The organism is Bordetella genomosp. 4 (genome assembly GCF_002261185.1).
Classification (GTDB): Bacteria; Pseudomonadota; Gammaproteobacteria; order Burkholderiales; family Burkholderiaceae_B; genus Bordetella_A.
On record NZ_NEVQ01000022.1, the window covers coordinates 72,338 to 88,760 of the forward strand.

At 60.0% G+C, this 16,423-nt stretch carries 12 protein-coding genes; 4 read left to right on the forward strand and 8 right to left on the reverse strand.

Annotated elements, in window-relative coordinates; all coding sequences use genetic code 11:
- Window positions 1-9 precede the first annotated feature (9 nt).
- From CAL20_RS21635 to CAL20_RS21645, 3 genes are all read right to left on the reverse strand, one after another.
- The gene (locus CAL20_RS21635) at window positions 10-1,203 is read right to left on the reverse strand and encodes an ABC transporter substrate-binding protein (RefSeq protein WP_218830726.1); all 1,194 of its coding nucleotides are present in this window, start codon (window positions 1,201-1,203) and stop codon (window positions 10-12) included.
- A gap of 82 nt (window positions 1,204-1,285) precedes the next feature.
- Complete coding sequence (locus CAL20_RS21640; protein ID WP_094838988.1) at window positions 1,286-2,377, reverse strand: mandelate racemase/muconate lactonizing enzyme family protein; 1,092 nt, start codon at window positions 2,375-2,377, stop codon at window positions 1,286-1,288.
- Window positions 2,374-3,501: a mandelate racemase/muconate lactonizing enzyme family protein gene (locus CAL20_RS21645; protein WP_094823170.1), complete on the reverse strand. Its 1,128-nt coding sequence runs from the start codon at window positions 3,499-3,501 to the stop codon at window positions 2,374-2,376. Before CAL20_RS21645 ends, CAL20_RS21640 begins: the two co-directional genes overlap by 4 nt.
- Window positions 3,502-3,757: 256 nt before the next feature.
- On the opposite strand from CAL20_RS21645, the gene CAL20_RS21650 reads away from it, so the two are divergent.
- On the forward strand, window positions 3,758-4,690 hold the full coding sequence (locus CAL20_RS21650) for a LysR substrate-binding domain-containing protein (protein WP_176456589.1): 933 nt from the start codon (window positions 3,758-3,760) through the stop codon (window positions 4,688-4,690).
- A 23-nt stretch (window positions 4,691-4,713) separates the two neighbouring features.
- Here CAL20_RS21650 and CAL20_RS21655 read toward each other — a convergent pair whose 3' ends face one another.
- Window positions 4,714-6,930 carry an acyl-CoA dehydrogenase gene (locus CAL20_RS21655; RefSeq protein WP_218830727.1) on the reverse strand — a complete coding sequence of 739 codons (2,217 nt, stop codon included), beginning with the start codon at window positions 6,928-6,930 and terminating at the stop codon, window positions 4,714-4,716.
- A 138-nt stretch (window positions 6,931-7,068) separates the two neighbouring features.
- Between CAL20_RS21655 and CAL20_RS21660 the strand changes: the two genes are divergently transcribed.
- Complete coding sequence (locus CAL20_RS21660; RefSeq protein ID WP_094823173.1) at window positions 7,069-8,298, forward strand: nucleoside recognition domain-containing protein; 1,230 nt, start codon at window positions 7,069-7,071, stop codon at window positions 8,296-8,298.
- Window positions 8,299-8,837: 539 nt separating this feature from the next.
- Here CAL20_RS21660 and pyk read toward each other — a convergent pair.
- A complete protein-coding gene (pyk, locus tag CAL20_RS21665; RefSeq protein ID WP_094823174.1) occupies window positions 8,838-10,280 on the reverse strand; it encodes a pyruvate kinase in 1,443 nt (480 codons plus the stop codon).
- Between pyk and CAL20_RS21670 the strand changes: the two genes are divergently transcribed.
- Window positions 10,279-10,470, forward strand: a complete 192-nt coding sequence (locus tag CAL20_RS21670) for a hypothetical protein (RefSeq protein WP_094823175.1) — start codon at window positions 10,279-10,281, stop codon at window positions 10,468-10,470. The two genes, pyk and CAL20_RS21670, sit on opposite strands and share 2 nt — an antisense overlap.
- Window positions 10,448-11,590 (forward strand): glycerate kinase, encoded by a 1,143-nt coding sequence (locus tag CAL20_RS21675; RefSeq protein WP_094823176.1) that lies wholly within the window; start codon window positions 10,448-10,450, stop codon window positions 11,588-11,590. Before CAL20_RS21670 ends, CAL20_RS21675 begins: the two co-directional genes overlap by 23 nt.
- A gap of 22 nt (window positions 11,591-11,612) precedes the next feature.
- On the opposite strand, the gene rsmA is transcribed toward CAL20_RS21675, so the two are convergent.
- Genes rsmA through CAL20_RS21690 form a run of 3 tightly spaced genes read right to left on the reverse strand, consistent with a single transcriptional unit; the run spans window position 11,613 to window position 16,380 of the window.
- On the reverse strand, window positions 11,613-12,401 hold the full coding sequence (gene rsmA / locus CAL20_RS21680) for a 16S rRNA (adenine(1518)-N(6)/adenine(1519)-N(6))-dimethyltransferase RsmA (RefSeq protein ID WP_094823177.1): 789 nt from the start codon (window positions 12,399-12,401) through the stop codon (window positions 11,613-11,615).
- A gap of 17 nt (window positions 12,402-12,418) precedes the next feature.
- Window positions 12,419-13,972: a peptidylprolyl isomerase gene (locus CAL20_RS21685; protein ID WP_094823178.1), complete on the reverse strand. Its 1,554-nt coding sequence runs from the start codon at window positions 13,970-13,972 to the stop codon at window positions 12,419-12,421.
- Complete coding sequence (locus tag CAL20_RS21690) at window positions 13,969-16,380, reverse strand: LPS-assembly protein LptD (RefSeq protein WP_094823179.1); 2,412 nt, start codon at window positions 16,378-16,380, stop codon at window positions 13,969-13,971. The genes CAL20_RS21685 and CAL20_RS21690 overlap by 4 nt, the downstream gene beginning before the upstream one ends.
- Between the last annotated feature and the right edge of the window lie 43 nt (window positions 16,381-16,423).

Here is a 16,423-nt window from a genome sequence, read left to right on the forward strand (position 1 = left end):
CTCTCGGTGTTATTGATAACCCGGCGCCAATGCGAATGTCCCGTTGCGCGCAGACTTGGCCTCGGACATGACCACCTCCTCGGTGGGATAGCCGTTGTGGATTGTGGGCGAGTAGGTATAAGTCCCAAAATATCCGGGGTACGCTTTGAGGCTATTCCAATACTCGATGATGTCTTTGGATTGCGAGGAGCCCGTTGCCTGCACTGCCTTGGCCACGAGTTCAATCGCGTCGTAGCCAGCCGCCACCCACCAGTACAGCGTGTCTTCCAGACTGACCTTGCCTTTGACCATGTCGAGGAACTCCTGCGAATGCGCGGGCAGCTTGCCGTTGACGTCATAACTGGCGCTCTTGTAGCCCACTGCATAGACCTTGTCCCAGTTCTCCGGCTTCTCCACCAGCGTGCGCAACTCGCCCGATGCCAGCGAGGGATGGCCGACAAAGGCGACATCCCAGCCCATATGGGCTCGCGTATTGAACAGACGCGCCTCCATCCCGGTGGAGACGCTCCAGATCACGATCACTTGCGCCCCGGCATCGCGCGCGCGCGTCATGTCAGGCGACATGTCGGCTTGTGTCGCGTCGATGTTGGCCGAGTACACCACTTCCGCGCCATCCTTCTTGAAATTGGCTACGCATGCCTTGGTCGCACTCACGCCGTACCCCGTCGTGTCGCCGATGACGGCGATCTTGGAATACTTTTGTACCTTCAGGCAATAATTCCGGCACGCATCATCCCATTGACTGTTCGAGGGAGAGATACGAAACGCATTGGGATACTTGTCCGTGTTCACCAAACTATCTATGACGCAGGGATGAATATTCGGCATCTTGGCGCGAGCCATGATCGGCGTGACCGCCAGAGACTCGCCAGAGTTCGTCGGTCCCCAAATGGCGTGCACTTTTTGCGAGTTGATCATCTCCTGCGCTGCGTTGACTGCTTTAGTAGGATCGCCCTGCGTATCGCGTGTAACGATCACGATCTTGCGTCCCTTCACTCCGCCTGCCGCGTTGATCGCTTGCGCAGCAAACTCGACACCTCGATTGAACCCCACGCCCGGTGCAGAACTCGGTCCGGTCAACGCGGCAAGCCAACCTATCTTGAGGTCTTCACTCGCGGCCAGCGCCAGCGCGGGCATGCCTAATGCCGACGCGCCCAATGCGCCGGCGGCGCCCAACACAAAGTCACGACGAGAAAATGTCATTTGTTGTCTCCTAAGGATTGTCACGGCTGAATGGCGCGGGGTTCCCCTGTCTGCCATCCTGCGTCATCGTCACAGCCGAGATTTAACGGCCGCGTTTTTCCAAATGCGCAATACGATCCAGATCAAACGTAAACCCCCAGCCTGGGCGCTGCGGAACGATTGCCATCCCGTCTTCGAATTCAAGGCGCTCCTGATACAAATCGGAGAACCACGGCATGTACTCCAGGAATATCGCGTTGCTCAATGCGCCCAGCACTTGAATACTCATTTCGGGAAACAGATGGCTCGAGACGGGAATGTCATAAGCGGCAGCCATATGCCCGACTCGCATGAATTCCGAAACGCCACCCGCACGCTGCAAATCCGGCATCAGCACATCAGCGCTGCGCAACTCGATCATGCGGCGGAATCCATAACGCGCATATTCCGTTTCACCGCTGGCGATAGGCGTATCCAGGGCGGCCGCCACTCGCGCCAGACCTTCCAGATCCCAGGCGGGTAACGGCTCTTCGAACCAGGCCAGTTGATATTCTTCCAGCATCCGTCCCAACCGGATGGCCTGGGCCTCGTTCAACCCTTGATTGGCATCGGCCATCAATTTGATATGCGGACCGATGGCCTCGCGGACCGCACGCACCCGTTGTACATCGACGGCAGGATCGGGCGAGCCCAGTCGCATCTTCACCGCCTGAAAACCTTGTTCCACCATCTGCTGCGCATCGCGCGCCAGCTCGTCTACGCTGCGATGCAGCCACAACCCGCCACTGTGATAGACGGGCACGCGGTCCTGTGCGCCCCCGAGCATGCGATACAGCGGCAAGCCTGCCGATTTGGCGGCGGCATCCCATAGCGCGCCGTCAATGGCCGATATCCCCATGACAGGGATACCTTTCTGGCCGAAAAAATTGAGATCTTTCCAGGCACGCGACCAGAACCCCGCGATGTGGCCGGCATCCTGTCCCATTACCAGGTCCGCCAATTCATCGACCATGCGGTGCAACACCCCCGTACGCCGGTTATTTAACGTGAACACCAGGTTCTCGCCTACCACCCCATCACTGGTATACAGGCGCACCAGGACGACGCCACACGTTGAGATCGGCCCCAACGCACTGATGATAGGCTCTTGCAATGCGATCTCTATCGGGCGGGTTTCCAGCTTGACGACTTTCATACGGAGGCCTCTTCGGTAATGCGATGCACGTCTCCGACGCGATATCGCGACATCACTTCTGCATCGGGATCGCAGCCCAAGCCAGGACCTTGGGGCACGTTCAACATCCCGTCCACGGCATGCACATAGGGTGCAAACGGATTTGCCTCCATATCCATCCACAGCACTTCGATCAAGGGCGGCTGGGGCAGCGCTGCGCCAATATGCAGCGTGGCGATAAAACCCGGCCCGAAGTACGGCGAATGCGGCACGACACGCACGCCGTTCGCTGCACACAGCGCTGCCACTCTCATGGTGTCGCCGATCCCGCCGATCTTCGTCACGCTGGGCTGCGCAATATCAATGGCCCCGGCCTCCAATAAGGTCCGAAATCCCTGCAATCCGGCCACGTTCTCGCCGGCAGCGATGGGGATGCCACACGCACGCACCCGCGCCAGCCCCTGCGCATCTTCAGGCGGCCAGACGGGCTCCTCGAACCAGTACATTCCGTCGCCACACATACTTTGTGCCATGTCCAGCGCATCAGGCACATCCCAGGCACAATTGACGTCCATCATAATCTGGACATCCCGGCCTTGGACCGCCTCTTTCGATCGCACCAGGGCATCCCGCGTCGTTTCATGCAGTTTGACGTAGCGGAACCCCCTATCGGCTGCTGCACGCGTGTTGCGAGCAGCGATTTCGGCATCGCCATACGCCAGCAAACTCGAATAGGCCTCGAGCTGCGTACGGCTGCCATTACCCAGCAATTGATGCACAGGCAGTCCAGCGCGTTTGCCCAGCAAATCCCATAGCGCGATTTCAATTCCTGACCACGCGTAGACGTAACTGCCATTACGGCCCAGCAAATGGGTGGAATGCAGCACACTGCGCGTCAGGGCCGAGATATCGCCTGCGTGTTTGCCTATCACCAGCGGCGCCACAATCGTATCCAGTGCGGCACGTGTGGCGGGGATCGCGGCATGGCCAAACGCCTCTCCCCATCCTACCAATCCGTCCTCCGTCTCCACCCGGACCAGGAGTATCTCCAGCCGGTCCCACAGCTTTCCTGCAAACCGGGCATAGGGGCCTCCCATGTCAAACGGCAGCGACACCACGGAAGACTCCACTGACACAATCCTCATGCGTTTGCTCCTCTTCTTATCGTGCGACAGATGAGGTACTGAGGTTTGCAGCGGCATCAACGTCAGTACCGATCAGATGCAATGACTGTAAAAGCCGCCCGAAGCAAAAACAATCGAAGTGGACTAATTCAAAGATAAGCTAGACTTATGTTCACCGTGTACCGCGCTGATGTATAGCCGCGGCGTTCAGTCACACGGAGGGCTCCGCAAACATGCAGCCCATATAAAAATTGGCCAGGCCGCCAAGGGGGACACGATGCATTTGACCGTACGTCAAATGGAGGTCATACGCGCCGTCAGTCGATACGGCAGCGTAGGCGAAGCCGCATCGGCACTGGGAATCTCTCAGCCTGCTGTCAGCTTGCTGCTGCGTGAGTGTGCCTTGCAGGCAGGGTTTCCGTTTTTTGTTCGCAAGCGTGGCCGCTTACAGGCCACACGCGAAACGCTGGAAATCATGGGTGAGCTCAATCGCATCTTTGACAGCATCGCTCGTGTCAACCGGCTGGTGGACGACATGCGAGAGCTGACCGAAGGCTCGGTCCAGATTTCGACGGTGCCCACCATCGCAGAGAACCTATTGGCCCCGACGAGTGTCCGGTTCCGCGAAGACTGGCCACAGATTCAAATATCAGTCATCGCGACCGACAACGTCAGCGTATCGGACAGTGTGTTCCAGGAACGCGTGGACTTCGGCATCGTGTTGTCGCCGCTCAGCCAGGACGGACGAATGATCGAAGGCCGTCTGACTGATTTGTGCGAGGCCGAACTGGTTTGTGTCGTGCCTGAAGATTGTCCGCTGGCCAAGCTGCCTGTTGTCACCCCGCGGGATCTGGAGCCCTATCCGTTGATATCGTTTGATAAAAACCTGCCACTGGGTGCCCTGATCGAGGAAAGCTATCGCATTGCAGGCGTCAAACGAAAAATCGCGCTGTCAGTGACGTTGACCGCTGTCGCCTATTCGCTGGCGCGTTCCGGTGCAGGCGTAGCGATTATCGACCCCTTTTATTTGCTGACTGGCCGCAATCAGGGAGTTGCCACCATTCGATTTCAACCGCGCATGCCCGTCAAGGCCCAATTGTTGCTGCCCAATAACACGCCGCTCTCCCGGCCCGCGCAGTTGTTTGTCGCGGCGTTAAAGAAAACCGCAGTCGCGCTCAAGGACTCGCTGCCACGCGAAGCCAATCTTTAAAGCCTGAAACGTTCCCCACACCATCAACCAGGCGGCCGCGCAAATGCTCCCGGCTCGAAATCATCCACCGCCACGACGCGCCTGACAGCCTCTTCGGCGGCCTCGATCTGACGTGCTTGAGCATCCGTAATCGCCCCGCCGCGATGCGCTTCGCGCCAGTCCTGCACGCCCTCGCGTTTAAGCTTGTCGTGCAGTGGCTGTACCGCGTTGACCAAGCCAAATGCGCGCTCCAATTGCGCCAACACATCGTCGCCCTCACCGCGCTGCAAGTTGGCAGTCAACCGATCCCGCGTAGGCGATGGCGCCAACAATAAATCGGCACACTCGCGCGTCAGCGCGTCACTGGGACCACGATTCAAACGCACAGGCAGCACTATCGCTCGCAACACCCAAGCCAAGGGACGCTTTGGTAGATTCGCCAGCACCTGGTCAAATCGGGTTTCCAAACGCGCGCACCCGTCCTCCATACACCACAGCACCAATGGCAGATCTGCATGGCAGCGCCCTTCGTCCTCCCAGCGCTTGAGCACCGCCGACAGCAAATACAGCTCCGCCAGGATATCCCCCAAGCGAGCCGACAACATTTCACGCCGCTTCAACGCGCCGCCCAACGTTCCCATCGAGACATCCGCGACCAATGCAAATGCCGACGCATAACGACTCAACCTGCGATATTGCCGGGCAACAGGCCCACTTGACGGCGCGCGTGCCAACACACCGCCGGTCCATGCCCGCCTCCAAGCACGCAAGCCGTTCTTGGCGCTATGCGCGAGGTGACGCCAGAACACGTCATGAAATGTCTGCAGCCCACGCTCGTCGTCCTCGTCTCCTAATGCCAAGACCTCCTGCATCAAGTAAGGATGCGCTCGAATCGCGCCCTGTCCGAAAATGATCAGGCAGCGCGTCAAGATATTGGCGCCCTCTACCGTAATGGCGATAGGCAGGGCCCGATACAACGATCCCAAGTAATTCGACGGTCCATCGATGACGGCCTTGCCGCCATGCACATCCATCGCATCATTCACCGCCTCTCGCATACGTTCGGTGGCGTGGTATTTCATGATCGCCGACACCACCGCTGGCTTGTGCCCCTGATTCAACGCCGCGCACGTCAACCGGCGCGCCGCCTCGACCAGGTAGGCGTTGCCCGCCAAACGGCCCAACTTTTCCTGCACGCCTTCGAAGCGGCCTACCGCAATCCCGAACTGCTGACGCACGCGCGCATACATGCCCGTCACATGGGCGCTGTACACCGCCGCTGCGGCCGACAGAGAAGGCAGCGAAATCCCGCGCCCTGCCGCCAGCGCACTCATCAGCATCTGCCAGCCATGGCCGGCCTTTTCCGTTCCGCCTATCAACGCATCCAGCGGGACGAAAACATCCTCGCCCTGATTCGGACCGTTCTGAAATACCTGCATGGACGGCAAATGACGACGTCCTATCGTGATCCCGGGCGTATTCGTCGGCACCAACGCCACCGAGATTCCCACGTCCACCTGGCCGCCCAGCAAGCCATCGGGGTCTTGCAGCTTGAACGCCAGGCCCAAGACCGTCGCAATCGGCCCCAGCGTGATGTATCGCTTGTGCCAGTTCAGACGAATCCCTAATACCTCTTTACCGTCTACCATTTGGCGGCACACGACACCCGTATCGACCATCGATGCCGCATCCGAACCCGCCTCGGGGCTCGTCAAGCCAAAGCACGGCACCTCGGTCCCATCGGCCAGACGCGGCAGCCAATAATCGCGTTGTTCAGGCGTACCGAACTGCAGCAATAGTTCTCCCGGTCCCAGAGAATTGGGCACCATCACGGTCACGCCCGCGGTGATGGAATACGCGGAAATGCGCCGCACGACCTCAGAATGCGCATAGGGCGAGAACCCCAATCCGCCATAGGAGGTTGGAATGATCATGCCAAAGAAACGCTGCTCGCGCATGAACTGCCAGACTGCCTCAGGCAAGTCCCCTTGATGCCAGGTGATATCCCACTCGTCGAGCATCGCGCACAATTGCGCCACAGGGCCATCCAGAAACTGTTGCTCGGCAACGGTCAAGGTCGCCTGCGGCACGGCGAGCAACTTGTTCCAGTCAGGGTCACCGGTAAACAGATCCGCGTCCCACCAGACATCGCCCGCCTCGATGGCCTCTCGCTCCGTGTCGGACAGGCCGGGCATGGCCTTGCGGGCCCAGCGGTAGGCAGGCTCAGAAATACGGCGACGGCGCCAGGCATTGAAATCCATATGCAACCTTGTATAGAAGTGCGCGTACGTAACCAAGTTAACAGAATTGCCGGCCAGCGGCATCCCCGAGACCTGCCAAGTCTGCGACAATGAGCCTCGCCGCGAACGGCTTTTTTCACGCTGCTCTTGCCATTTGTCATGCTCAATAAACTCTGGTTGGGATTCTTTCTTGCTGCTGCGGCAGCCGCCTCCTACCGTTGGCTGTTCATCGGCGACGCCGAGGTTTTCCGCCAGATCGTGGTCAGCCTGTTCGACATGGCGCGCGTCTCGGTCGAAGTCATGGTGCTGTTATTCGGCACGCTGACGCTATGGCTGGGTTTCTTGCGCATCGCCGAGTCCGCCGGCCTGGTCGAGAAACTCGCGACGCTGCTTGGTCCGCTGTTCGCCCGCTTGATGCCCGAGGTTCCGCGCGGCCATCCTGCCATCGGCCTGATCACGCTGAACTTTGCCGCCAATGGCCTGGGCCTGGACAATGCCGCCACCCCGATCGGCCTGCGCGCCATGCGCGAGCTGCAGACGCTGAATCCCAAGCCAGACACCGCCACCAACGCGCAAATCCTGTTCCTGGTGCTCAATGCTTCGTCATTGACGCTGCTGCCGGTCACGCTGTTCATGTTCCGCGCCCAACAGGGTGCAGCGGATCCCACGCTGGTCTTCCTGCCGATTCTGTTGGCCACCAGCGCCTCGACCATTGCGGGTCTGCTGGCCGTCGCCATGTGCCAACGGCTGAAGCTCTACGACCCCGTCTCCCTGGCCTGGCTAGGTGGCGCAGCGTTGTTGCTGGGTGGATTCATGGCCCTGCTGGCCAGTATGTCGGCCGCTGCCATCGCCAGCTTGTCCTCGTTGCTGGGCAACCTGATGTTGTTCGGCGTATTGCTGGCATTCCTCATCGTCGGTGCCTGCAAACGCGTCCCGGTATACGAAACTTTTATTGCCGGCGCCAAGGATGGCTTTGACGTCGCCAAAAGCCTTCTGCCCTATCTGGTCGCGATGCTCTGCGCTGTCGGCGTATTGCGTGCCTCGGGCGCCCTCGATATCGTGCTCGACGGCATCCGATGGTTGGCCCACGCGGCGGGCTGGGACACCCGCTTCGTCGATGCGTTGCCCACTGCACTGGTCAAGCCCTTCTCCGGCAGCGCTGCGCGCGCGATGATGCTGGAGACCATGACGCATTTCGGGGTAGACAGTTTCCCCGCCCTGCTCGCTGCCATCATGCAGGGCAGCACGGAAACGACGTTCTACGTCCTCGCCGTCTATTTCGGCTCCGTCGGCATCCTGCGCGCCCGGCATGCCGTCGGGTGTGCACTGATTGCCGATTTGGCGGGGGTGCTGGCTTCTATTGCGGTGTGTTATTGGTTCTTTGGTTAACTCGCTTGGGATAAAGCGTCATCGATGGGCAGATGACGTCGCTGTGAAAACGTTGCTGCCGGGGGCCTAAGAGCCGCACCGGCCCTATCGCAACGGCTCGGCGCAACACCAGGCGCCGAGGTCCGCTTCGCGGACTACCCGTCGCTCAACGGGCCGGCACGGCTCTCAGGCCCCCGGCAGCAACTCACAGTCGTGGCATGCATAGGACGCTGATTGCCGTGGTCAAAGATCCCATCGTTACGTCAACACACAACCACCGGTTCAAAAGACAATAACGCCACCATCACCAATACCCGAAACCGCAGAGGCACCCGTAATGTGTCATTACCGCGAGCCGGCGTCCGCCGTGTAAAAGGGGTGCCGGGCCGTAGAGCCGCGATTTAGCCCGCGAAGCGGGCCGAGGCCCCTGGTCATGGGCCGAGTCGCGGCGATAGGCCCGGCACCCCTTTTACACGGCGGACGCCGGCGCCTAAAGAACCCAATACTACGCATGCAGTAAATAAACACCACCGCATGCAAAAAATGCGTCCCAAAAAAAGTTATTCGACGACCAGAATCTTCATCCCATTCGTCCCACCACTATCCCGATACGAATCGCCTTTCGTCAGGATCACCCAATCCCCCACCTGCACACGCCCCCGCTTTTTCAGCTCACCGATCGCCGCATCACTCAACTCCGCCGGATCGTAAGCCGAAGGATCAAACGGCACCGTATAAACCCCCCGAAACATCGCCGCACGATGCTGCGTCTGGCTATGCGGGCTATAGCAATAGATCGGCACACCGGAACGAATCCGCGACATGATCAACGGCGTATGTCCGCTTTCAGTCAACGCAATAATCGCCTTGACCCCGGGGAAATGATTCGCCGCATACATCGCCGCCAACGCGATCGTCTCGTCACAGCGCGTAAACGTCTCACCCAGACGGTGATGCGAATGCGTACTGGTAGGATGTTTTTCCGCGCCTAGACACACTCGCGCCATCGCCTGTACCGCCTCGACCGGATACTTTCCCGACGCACTCTCGGCCGACAGCATCACCGCATCCGTATAGTCCAGCACCGCATTCGCGACATCCGAGACCTCTGCCCGCGTCGGCAACGGACTGGAGATCATCGACTCCATCATTTGCGTCGCGGTAATCACGACCTTGTTCAAGGTACGCGCATGTTGAATGATGCGTTTCTGAATGCCCACCAATTCAGCGTCACCCACCTCGACACCCAAATCACCACGCGCCACCATCACACCGTCGCTGGCGCGGATCAAGGCGTCTAGCGCCTCGTCATCCACCACCGCCTCAGCGCGTTCGATCTTGGCAACGATCCACGCCTCGCTGCCCGCATCGCGCAATAGCTGCCGCGCCTCATCGATGTCGCTGCCATAACGAGGAAACGACACCGCAACGTATTCCAGCTCGAGCTCGGCCGCGACCAGAATATCGGCGCGATCCTTGTCGGTCAGGCTAGGCGCAGACAAGCCGCCGCCACGCCGATTGATGCCTTTGTTGTTTGACAATGGCCCGCCCACGGTCACCGTCGTATGCACCGCATCATCAACGATGCGGTCTACCACTAGCACCACGCGGCCATCATCGAGCAACAGCTCATCGCCTGCCTTGCAGTCCTGAACCAGCTCAGGATAATCAATGCCCACGATAGAGGCATCACCTGCGTCTTTAGGATGGCTGTTGGATAAAACGAATTTGTCGCCGACATGCAGCACGATCTGCTTGTCAGTAAATCGTGCAATGCGAATCTTGGGCCCCTGCAAATCACCCATCAGGGCAACATAGCGGCCCTGTTTAGCAGCCGCCTCTCGCACCAGACGTGCACGTTCGCGATGATCGTCGGCAGTGCCATGCGAGAAGTTCAGACGAGCCACGTCCACACCCGCGCGCACCAGCGCTTCCAGTTGCTCGGGCGTCGATGTGGCCGGCCCCAGCGTGGCGACAATTTTGGTGCGGCGCAATACGGACATGAATCACCTCTCTCGCAAAATGATGAATGCATCATGGTACGACGCCGCGATGAATCGCGGGTGGTACACGGATACAGCAGACTTCGGCGCCTGCACGAGTATTATTAACGTCTTTCGTTGCCAGCGCACCACCACGATCAACACTTATTTTGCCGACCTCGACTATCGTGAAAATCGTCATCGCTCCTGACTCGTTCAAAGAAAGCCTCTCTGCCCCCGACGCGGCTGCCGCCATCGCGCGCGGCATCAAACAAGCGTATCCCGATGCGCATACCGTCTGCGTGCCCATGGCCGATGGCGGCGAAGGGACCGTCGAGGCAGTCCTGGCAGCCACTGGCGGACAGTGGCGCACGACCGCAGTCACTGGCGCGTTGGGCGAATCGCTGGATGCGCCCTGGGGCTGGCTCGATGATGCAACGGCCGTGATCGAAATGGCTGCCGCAGCCGGGTTGGAGCAAACGCCACCCGCGCAACGCGATCCGCTGCGCGCCAGTAGCGGTGGTGTGGGCGAGATCATTCGCGCGGCGCTGGATGCGGGTGCCCGACGTATCATCCTCGGTCTGGGTGGATCCTCGACCAACGATGGTGGAGCAGGATTGCTGGCAGCGTTGGGCGTGCGCTTTCTGGACAAGGCAGGTAAAGACCTGCCCCGCGGCGGCGCTGCGCTGGCCGACCTGGATCGCATCGACATACAAGGCCTGGACCCGCGTCTCGCGCAGGTCCAACTCGACATTGCCTCCGACGTCGACAACCCCCTGTGCGGCCCGCAAGGGGCTTCGCATATCTTTGGCCCTCAAAAGGGCGCGACACCAGAACAAGTCACCTTGCTGGACAACAGCCTGAGCCATTTTGCCGATATCTGCGCGCGCGATCTGGGGCACGATATGCGCGATCAGCCGGGATCGGGCGCTGCCGGTGGATTGGGCTTTGCCGCGCACGCGTTTCTGAATGCACGCTTTCGGCCGGGGGTGGAAGTCGTCGCAGAGCTGGGCAGACTCGCGCAAGCCATGGAAGGCGCTACGCTGGCCTTCACCGGCGAAGGCCGCATGGACGCTCAAACGCTACGCGGAAAAACCCCTGCAGGCGTCGCACGTATCGCGCAACAGGCCGGCGTGCCCGTGGTCGCGCTGGCGGGCTCATTAGGCGAAGGCTATGAAAAACTGCATGCAGGCGGCATTACGGCGGCATTCAGTCTGGCACCGGGGCCGATCACGCTGCAACACGCTTGCGAAAACGCCGCACAGTATCTGTGTGATCGTGCCCGCGATGTTACTCAGCTGTGGGTAGCCGCCAGCAAACGCATGCTGTAGTCGCTATGGTCTAAGGGCCGCCTTAAACCGCAACGGCCCCGGCCTCGGCCAATGCATCGGTCATCCGGATGAATTTTTCGACGGAGATTTCTTCCGCACGTGCGGTCGGGGCGATCTCCAGAGACTCCCACGGCACAAGCGCAGCCCAATCACCCAGGGCACGCCGCAACATCTTGCGTCGTTGCGCAAAGGCGCGCGCCACGACCGTCTCTAACGCAGTCTCGCTGACGGGCCGCAAACGATTCGCAGGCAGGGGCACCATCCGCACCACGGCAGATACCACGCGCGGCGGCGGATCAAAGGCTTCTGGCGGGACGTCGAACAGCTTCTCCATGCGATAGCGCGATTGCAGCATGACCGACAAGCGCCCGTAATCCGCGCTGCTCGGTTCCGCCACCATTCGGTCTATGACCTCACGCTGCAACATGAAATGCTGGTCGCGCACAGTGTCAGCCGCCGTCATCAGATGAAATAGCAGCGGACTGGAAATGTTATAGGGCAGATTGCCCACCACGCGCAGGCCTGCCCCCAGGGTAGAGAAATCCACGGTCAAGGCATCCGCTTCGACCACGGTCAATCGTTCGGCCGAATGCTGATTGCGCAGACGGGCCGCCAGATCGCGATCAATCTCGACCACGGTGAGGTGCTTCAGGCTGCGTAGCAGCGGCTGCGTCAGCGCCGACAAGCCCGGCCCGATTTCTACGATGTGATCATCCGGTGCGGGCGCAATCGCCCGCACAATACCTTCGATCACACTATCGTCGGTCAGGAAGTGTTGTCCGAAACGCTTGCGCGCCTGGTGCTTACTCATGAATGCACTCGCCGCGCTTAACGGTTGTTCTGGTCAATATTCAGCTGCTTTTCGAGTCGGTTGTCGATATACGCGCCGTTGCGCAGTTGCTCCAGCCAGTCTTCGAATGCAGGTTCGGCGCGACGCTCGAACAGAATCTGACGCGCCTGCATGCGCTGCAGCTCATCGCTGACATCATGCTCGCGGCGTTCCTCGACCTGAATCAAGTGCCAGCCAAACGGCGACAACACAGGCTCGCTGATACCTCCAACCGCCAAGGCGTTCATCGCTTGCTCAAAGGCAGGCACCATCTCGCCAGGATTCACCCATCCCAGATCGCCGCCCTGCGGAGCGTTGTTGTCCTCGGAATACTGACGAGCCATATCGGCAAACGACGCACCGCCGTTTATGACGCGCTGGCGAATCTGCTCCAGACGCTGACGCGCTTGATCGTCAGACATCACCGCCGAAGTCTTGACCAGAATGTGGCGTGCATGCGTTTGCGTGACCTGTACCGGCCCTTGGTTCGCAGGCATTCCCTGTCCGGGCTGAGGGGCGACGGCCGGCGCTTGAGGTGCAGCAGGCTGCGCGGGTTGCGCAGGCGCCGCGGCAGAAGCCCCGCCGGCACGATCCAGGACCTTCAGGATGTGAAAACCATTACCGCTCTGAATCACGCCGCTGACTTGACCGGGCTGCAACGACGCAACTGCCTTTACGAACAGATCCGGCCAGCCGTCGATGGGGCGGGCGCCCATCACACCGCCCTGCAGTGCCTCTGGGCCATCAGATGATTCGGCGGCCAGGCTGGCAAAATCGGCGCCCTGCTTCAGGCGCGCCAGAATACTTTCCGCCTTGTTGCGCAGGGCAGCCACCTGGTCCGAGCTCGATCCCTCCGGGACACGCACGAGAATCTGGCCCAGCGCGATTTGCTCGGGCCCCGACTGCACACGGGTTTGCGGCGCGGGCTGTCCCGGCGCAGGAGCGCCCGCTCCGGCGCGCGCCGCGGGATTATTCTGCTGATCTTTCAGAAAGGCATCGACTTCGGCATCGCTGATCATGATCTGCGAGTCGACCGCGCGCTGGCGCAAGCGGTTCATCCGCAGGTCCTGGGCCAGGGACTTGCGATACTGATCCCACTTGATGCCGGATTTCTCGACCTCTATCCGCATATTCGGGACCGACATCCGATTGCGTTCAGCGATGCCGGCGATGGCTTGATCGACCTGCGCATCGTTGATCCGTATGCCCATACGGTCAGCTTCCTGGACTTGTATCCGCTCCATGATCAGGCTTTGCAGCACTTGGCGTCGCAGGATGTCCTGAGGCGGCACTTGAATACCGCGACGCGTCAGGTCTGCGACTGCATTTTTTGCAGCGCTATCGACCTCGCGCAGCGTGATCACGTCTTTGTTCACGATCGCAGCAATCCCATCGACCGTCTGGTCACCTTGCTTGGCCGGCTGTGTCGCCGTCGGGCCGGGCTTGGCCGACTGTGGCTTGGGCTGTGCATAGGCCACAGGCACCGACGCGCAAGCCGTCAAGACCAGCAAGTTACCGGAGAGCCGGCGCAAAGTGTGCAAGCTACGCATCATTCATACCTTTCAAATGTCGTGCCCTGAGGCGTCTGTGGCGTCACAGACTGATACCCGGGGATACTCTTGTTCAACAGGCTCATGGGATCTGTACCCAAGGAACCCAGGCCTGTCAGTTCCAACTGGAAGAACAGGGCGGTGTTCGTGTCGGCTGCCGACACCGCATAACGCTGGAAGACCACACGCCCTGTCCAGCAGCAGTCGCCCTTGTATTCGAGACCTGCAATGGCCTGAGTCACACGCGGCCCGCCTTTGTTCGACGAATCGTTTACAGACGACGAATCAGAGTCGGAGTTCAGCGAATAATCGATCCGGCCTACACCATACCAACGCTCGGTAAAGGGCCACTGAAACGCCAGGCTGATCTGGTTCTGCCCTTGCGGTTGATAAATCGTATTTACGGTAGGATCGCGCTGATATCGATATGACAGCGCCACGGACGTCAAACGCTGCGGCCGCCAGCGCGCACTGACCAGGCCGCGAGACCAATTACCCTCGTACGGGTCGAACTGCGCGGCCACTTCGGTACTGAGCGTATCGGTCAGCGCGGCACTCGCCGCCACCAGAAAATCGGAACGTACGTTGCGATCTTCACGGGGAGTTTCGAGCGGCAAGGTGACGCGCTGGTCTTCGAAATACAGACGCTGCCCAGCCGACAACGACAGCCGTTCGAACCCTGTGTTCGCATCCAGCCAACGCGTCGTCAACGCGGCCGTCAACTGGTTGGCATTGGAAATACGATCCCAGCCGCCGGTATAGATGTTTTCCGAGAACGCCTGTTCAAAACTGAAATCCGCCAGCGTCGTGTCATACACGGGCAGCTTGGATTGGTCGCGGTATGGCACGCGCAGGTAATACAACCGCGGCTCCAGCGTCTGCACGGACGCGTTCCCAAACAGTGTCGTATCACGCTCAAATACCATGCCGGCATCGAGCGAAATGATCGGCAGGCTGCGCGACGCATTTCGCTGATCGCTACCTGTCCCATACGATGTTCCGTACGATGTCGGGTCATACCAATCCGTGTGGTACTGCGTGTAGTGCAAACCGACCTTGGGAATAATGAACCAGCCCGGGCGCTGAATCGGATATGACGCCGTCAAATAAGACTGCAGCCGATCACCGTCCGGCCCCTGGCGCACGCCCTCCAATAGCGGGCGCTGAAAACGCACCGCAGTCGTCGTCCATTCCAGGTCCACGCCCCCCAGATCGTAACGCGCGCCCTTCAAATACAGCTCGGGCAGCTTGTTCAAGGGCGGCGACAACAGGTCATCCTCGTCCTGCAGCGTCTGGTATTTATAGACCTGCGCGTACGCCTGCCAGTAGTTGTTCCCCCAGCCGACCTTGCCGCGCTGCGGCAAATAGGTTGTGGATGCCTCGTTCAGCCCCAGCGTCGAAAAGTCGCGGAAATAGTCGTCATCGGACGCCTTGGCGTAATCCCAATCGTAATAAAACCCGGCCCCGAGCAACTGCTGGTGCCGCGAGCGGAACATCCAGCGCCGGTCACCGGTTTCGTGGTCACTGGACATATAGGTCCCGACCATGTTGCCCGAATAGGAACTGCCCATGTAGCGGAATTCCCCGCCCAATTGGGGGCCACGCTTGCTCAGATAGCGCGGCTGCAAGGTCAAGTCGTAGTTGGGCGCCAGGTTGAAGTAATACGGCACGGACAAGTCCACGCCACTATTACTGGTGATCCCATACGTAGGGATCAGGAAACCGGATTTGCGTTCTTTTTTGACCGGGAAGGTCAAATAGGGCGACGCCAGCAACGGCACGCCCTTGAAATACAGCACACCATTGCGGGCCACGCCTTCGTTTTCGTCGAAATCCAGGTCAACGCCATCGGCCTCGATGTACCACGATGGATCGGCACAAGGGCAACCGCTGTACTGCACGGTCGTCAAACGCATCTGCGATCGGCTGAAAATCTCGGCGTGTTCGGCACGTGCAGCACCGCCATTTGCCCCGATCCAGAAATTCGGCGATTCGATTTCGCCGCTGTCGGTGTCGACATTGAACTGCGCGGACGGACCTGTCACCAGCGTCCCATCGCGCATCATCCGCACATTGCCTTGCAGAGTCGTCTCGCCCGTATTGTTGCGATAATCGATCCGATCGCCCTTGACGACGCCATCAATACGACGCACCTCGGAATGCCCTGTCAGGGTCACATTGCTATCCGGGTTGCCCTCGATATGATCGGCCTGCAAATACGAGGCCACATCGTCCTCGGGTACGCGGTGAATACGCAGCCCTGGCGAAGTGCGCAACTGAGGCGCCACCTGGAGCCTGGACGACGCCCCGGATTCCGTCTCGGCGGACGAAAGCGTGCCCTGGCTGCCCTGGGCATGGACGGCGCCCGCCAAGCTGACAGCAGAGAGGATCAACCACCGGACCATATGCACCGTGAACGTAAACCTTTTTACAGAAAAAACCCCACCCCGGCAC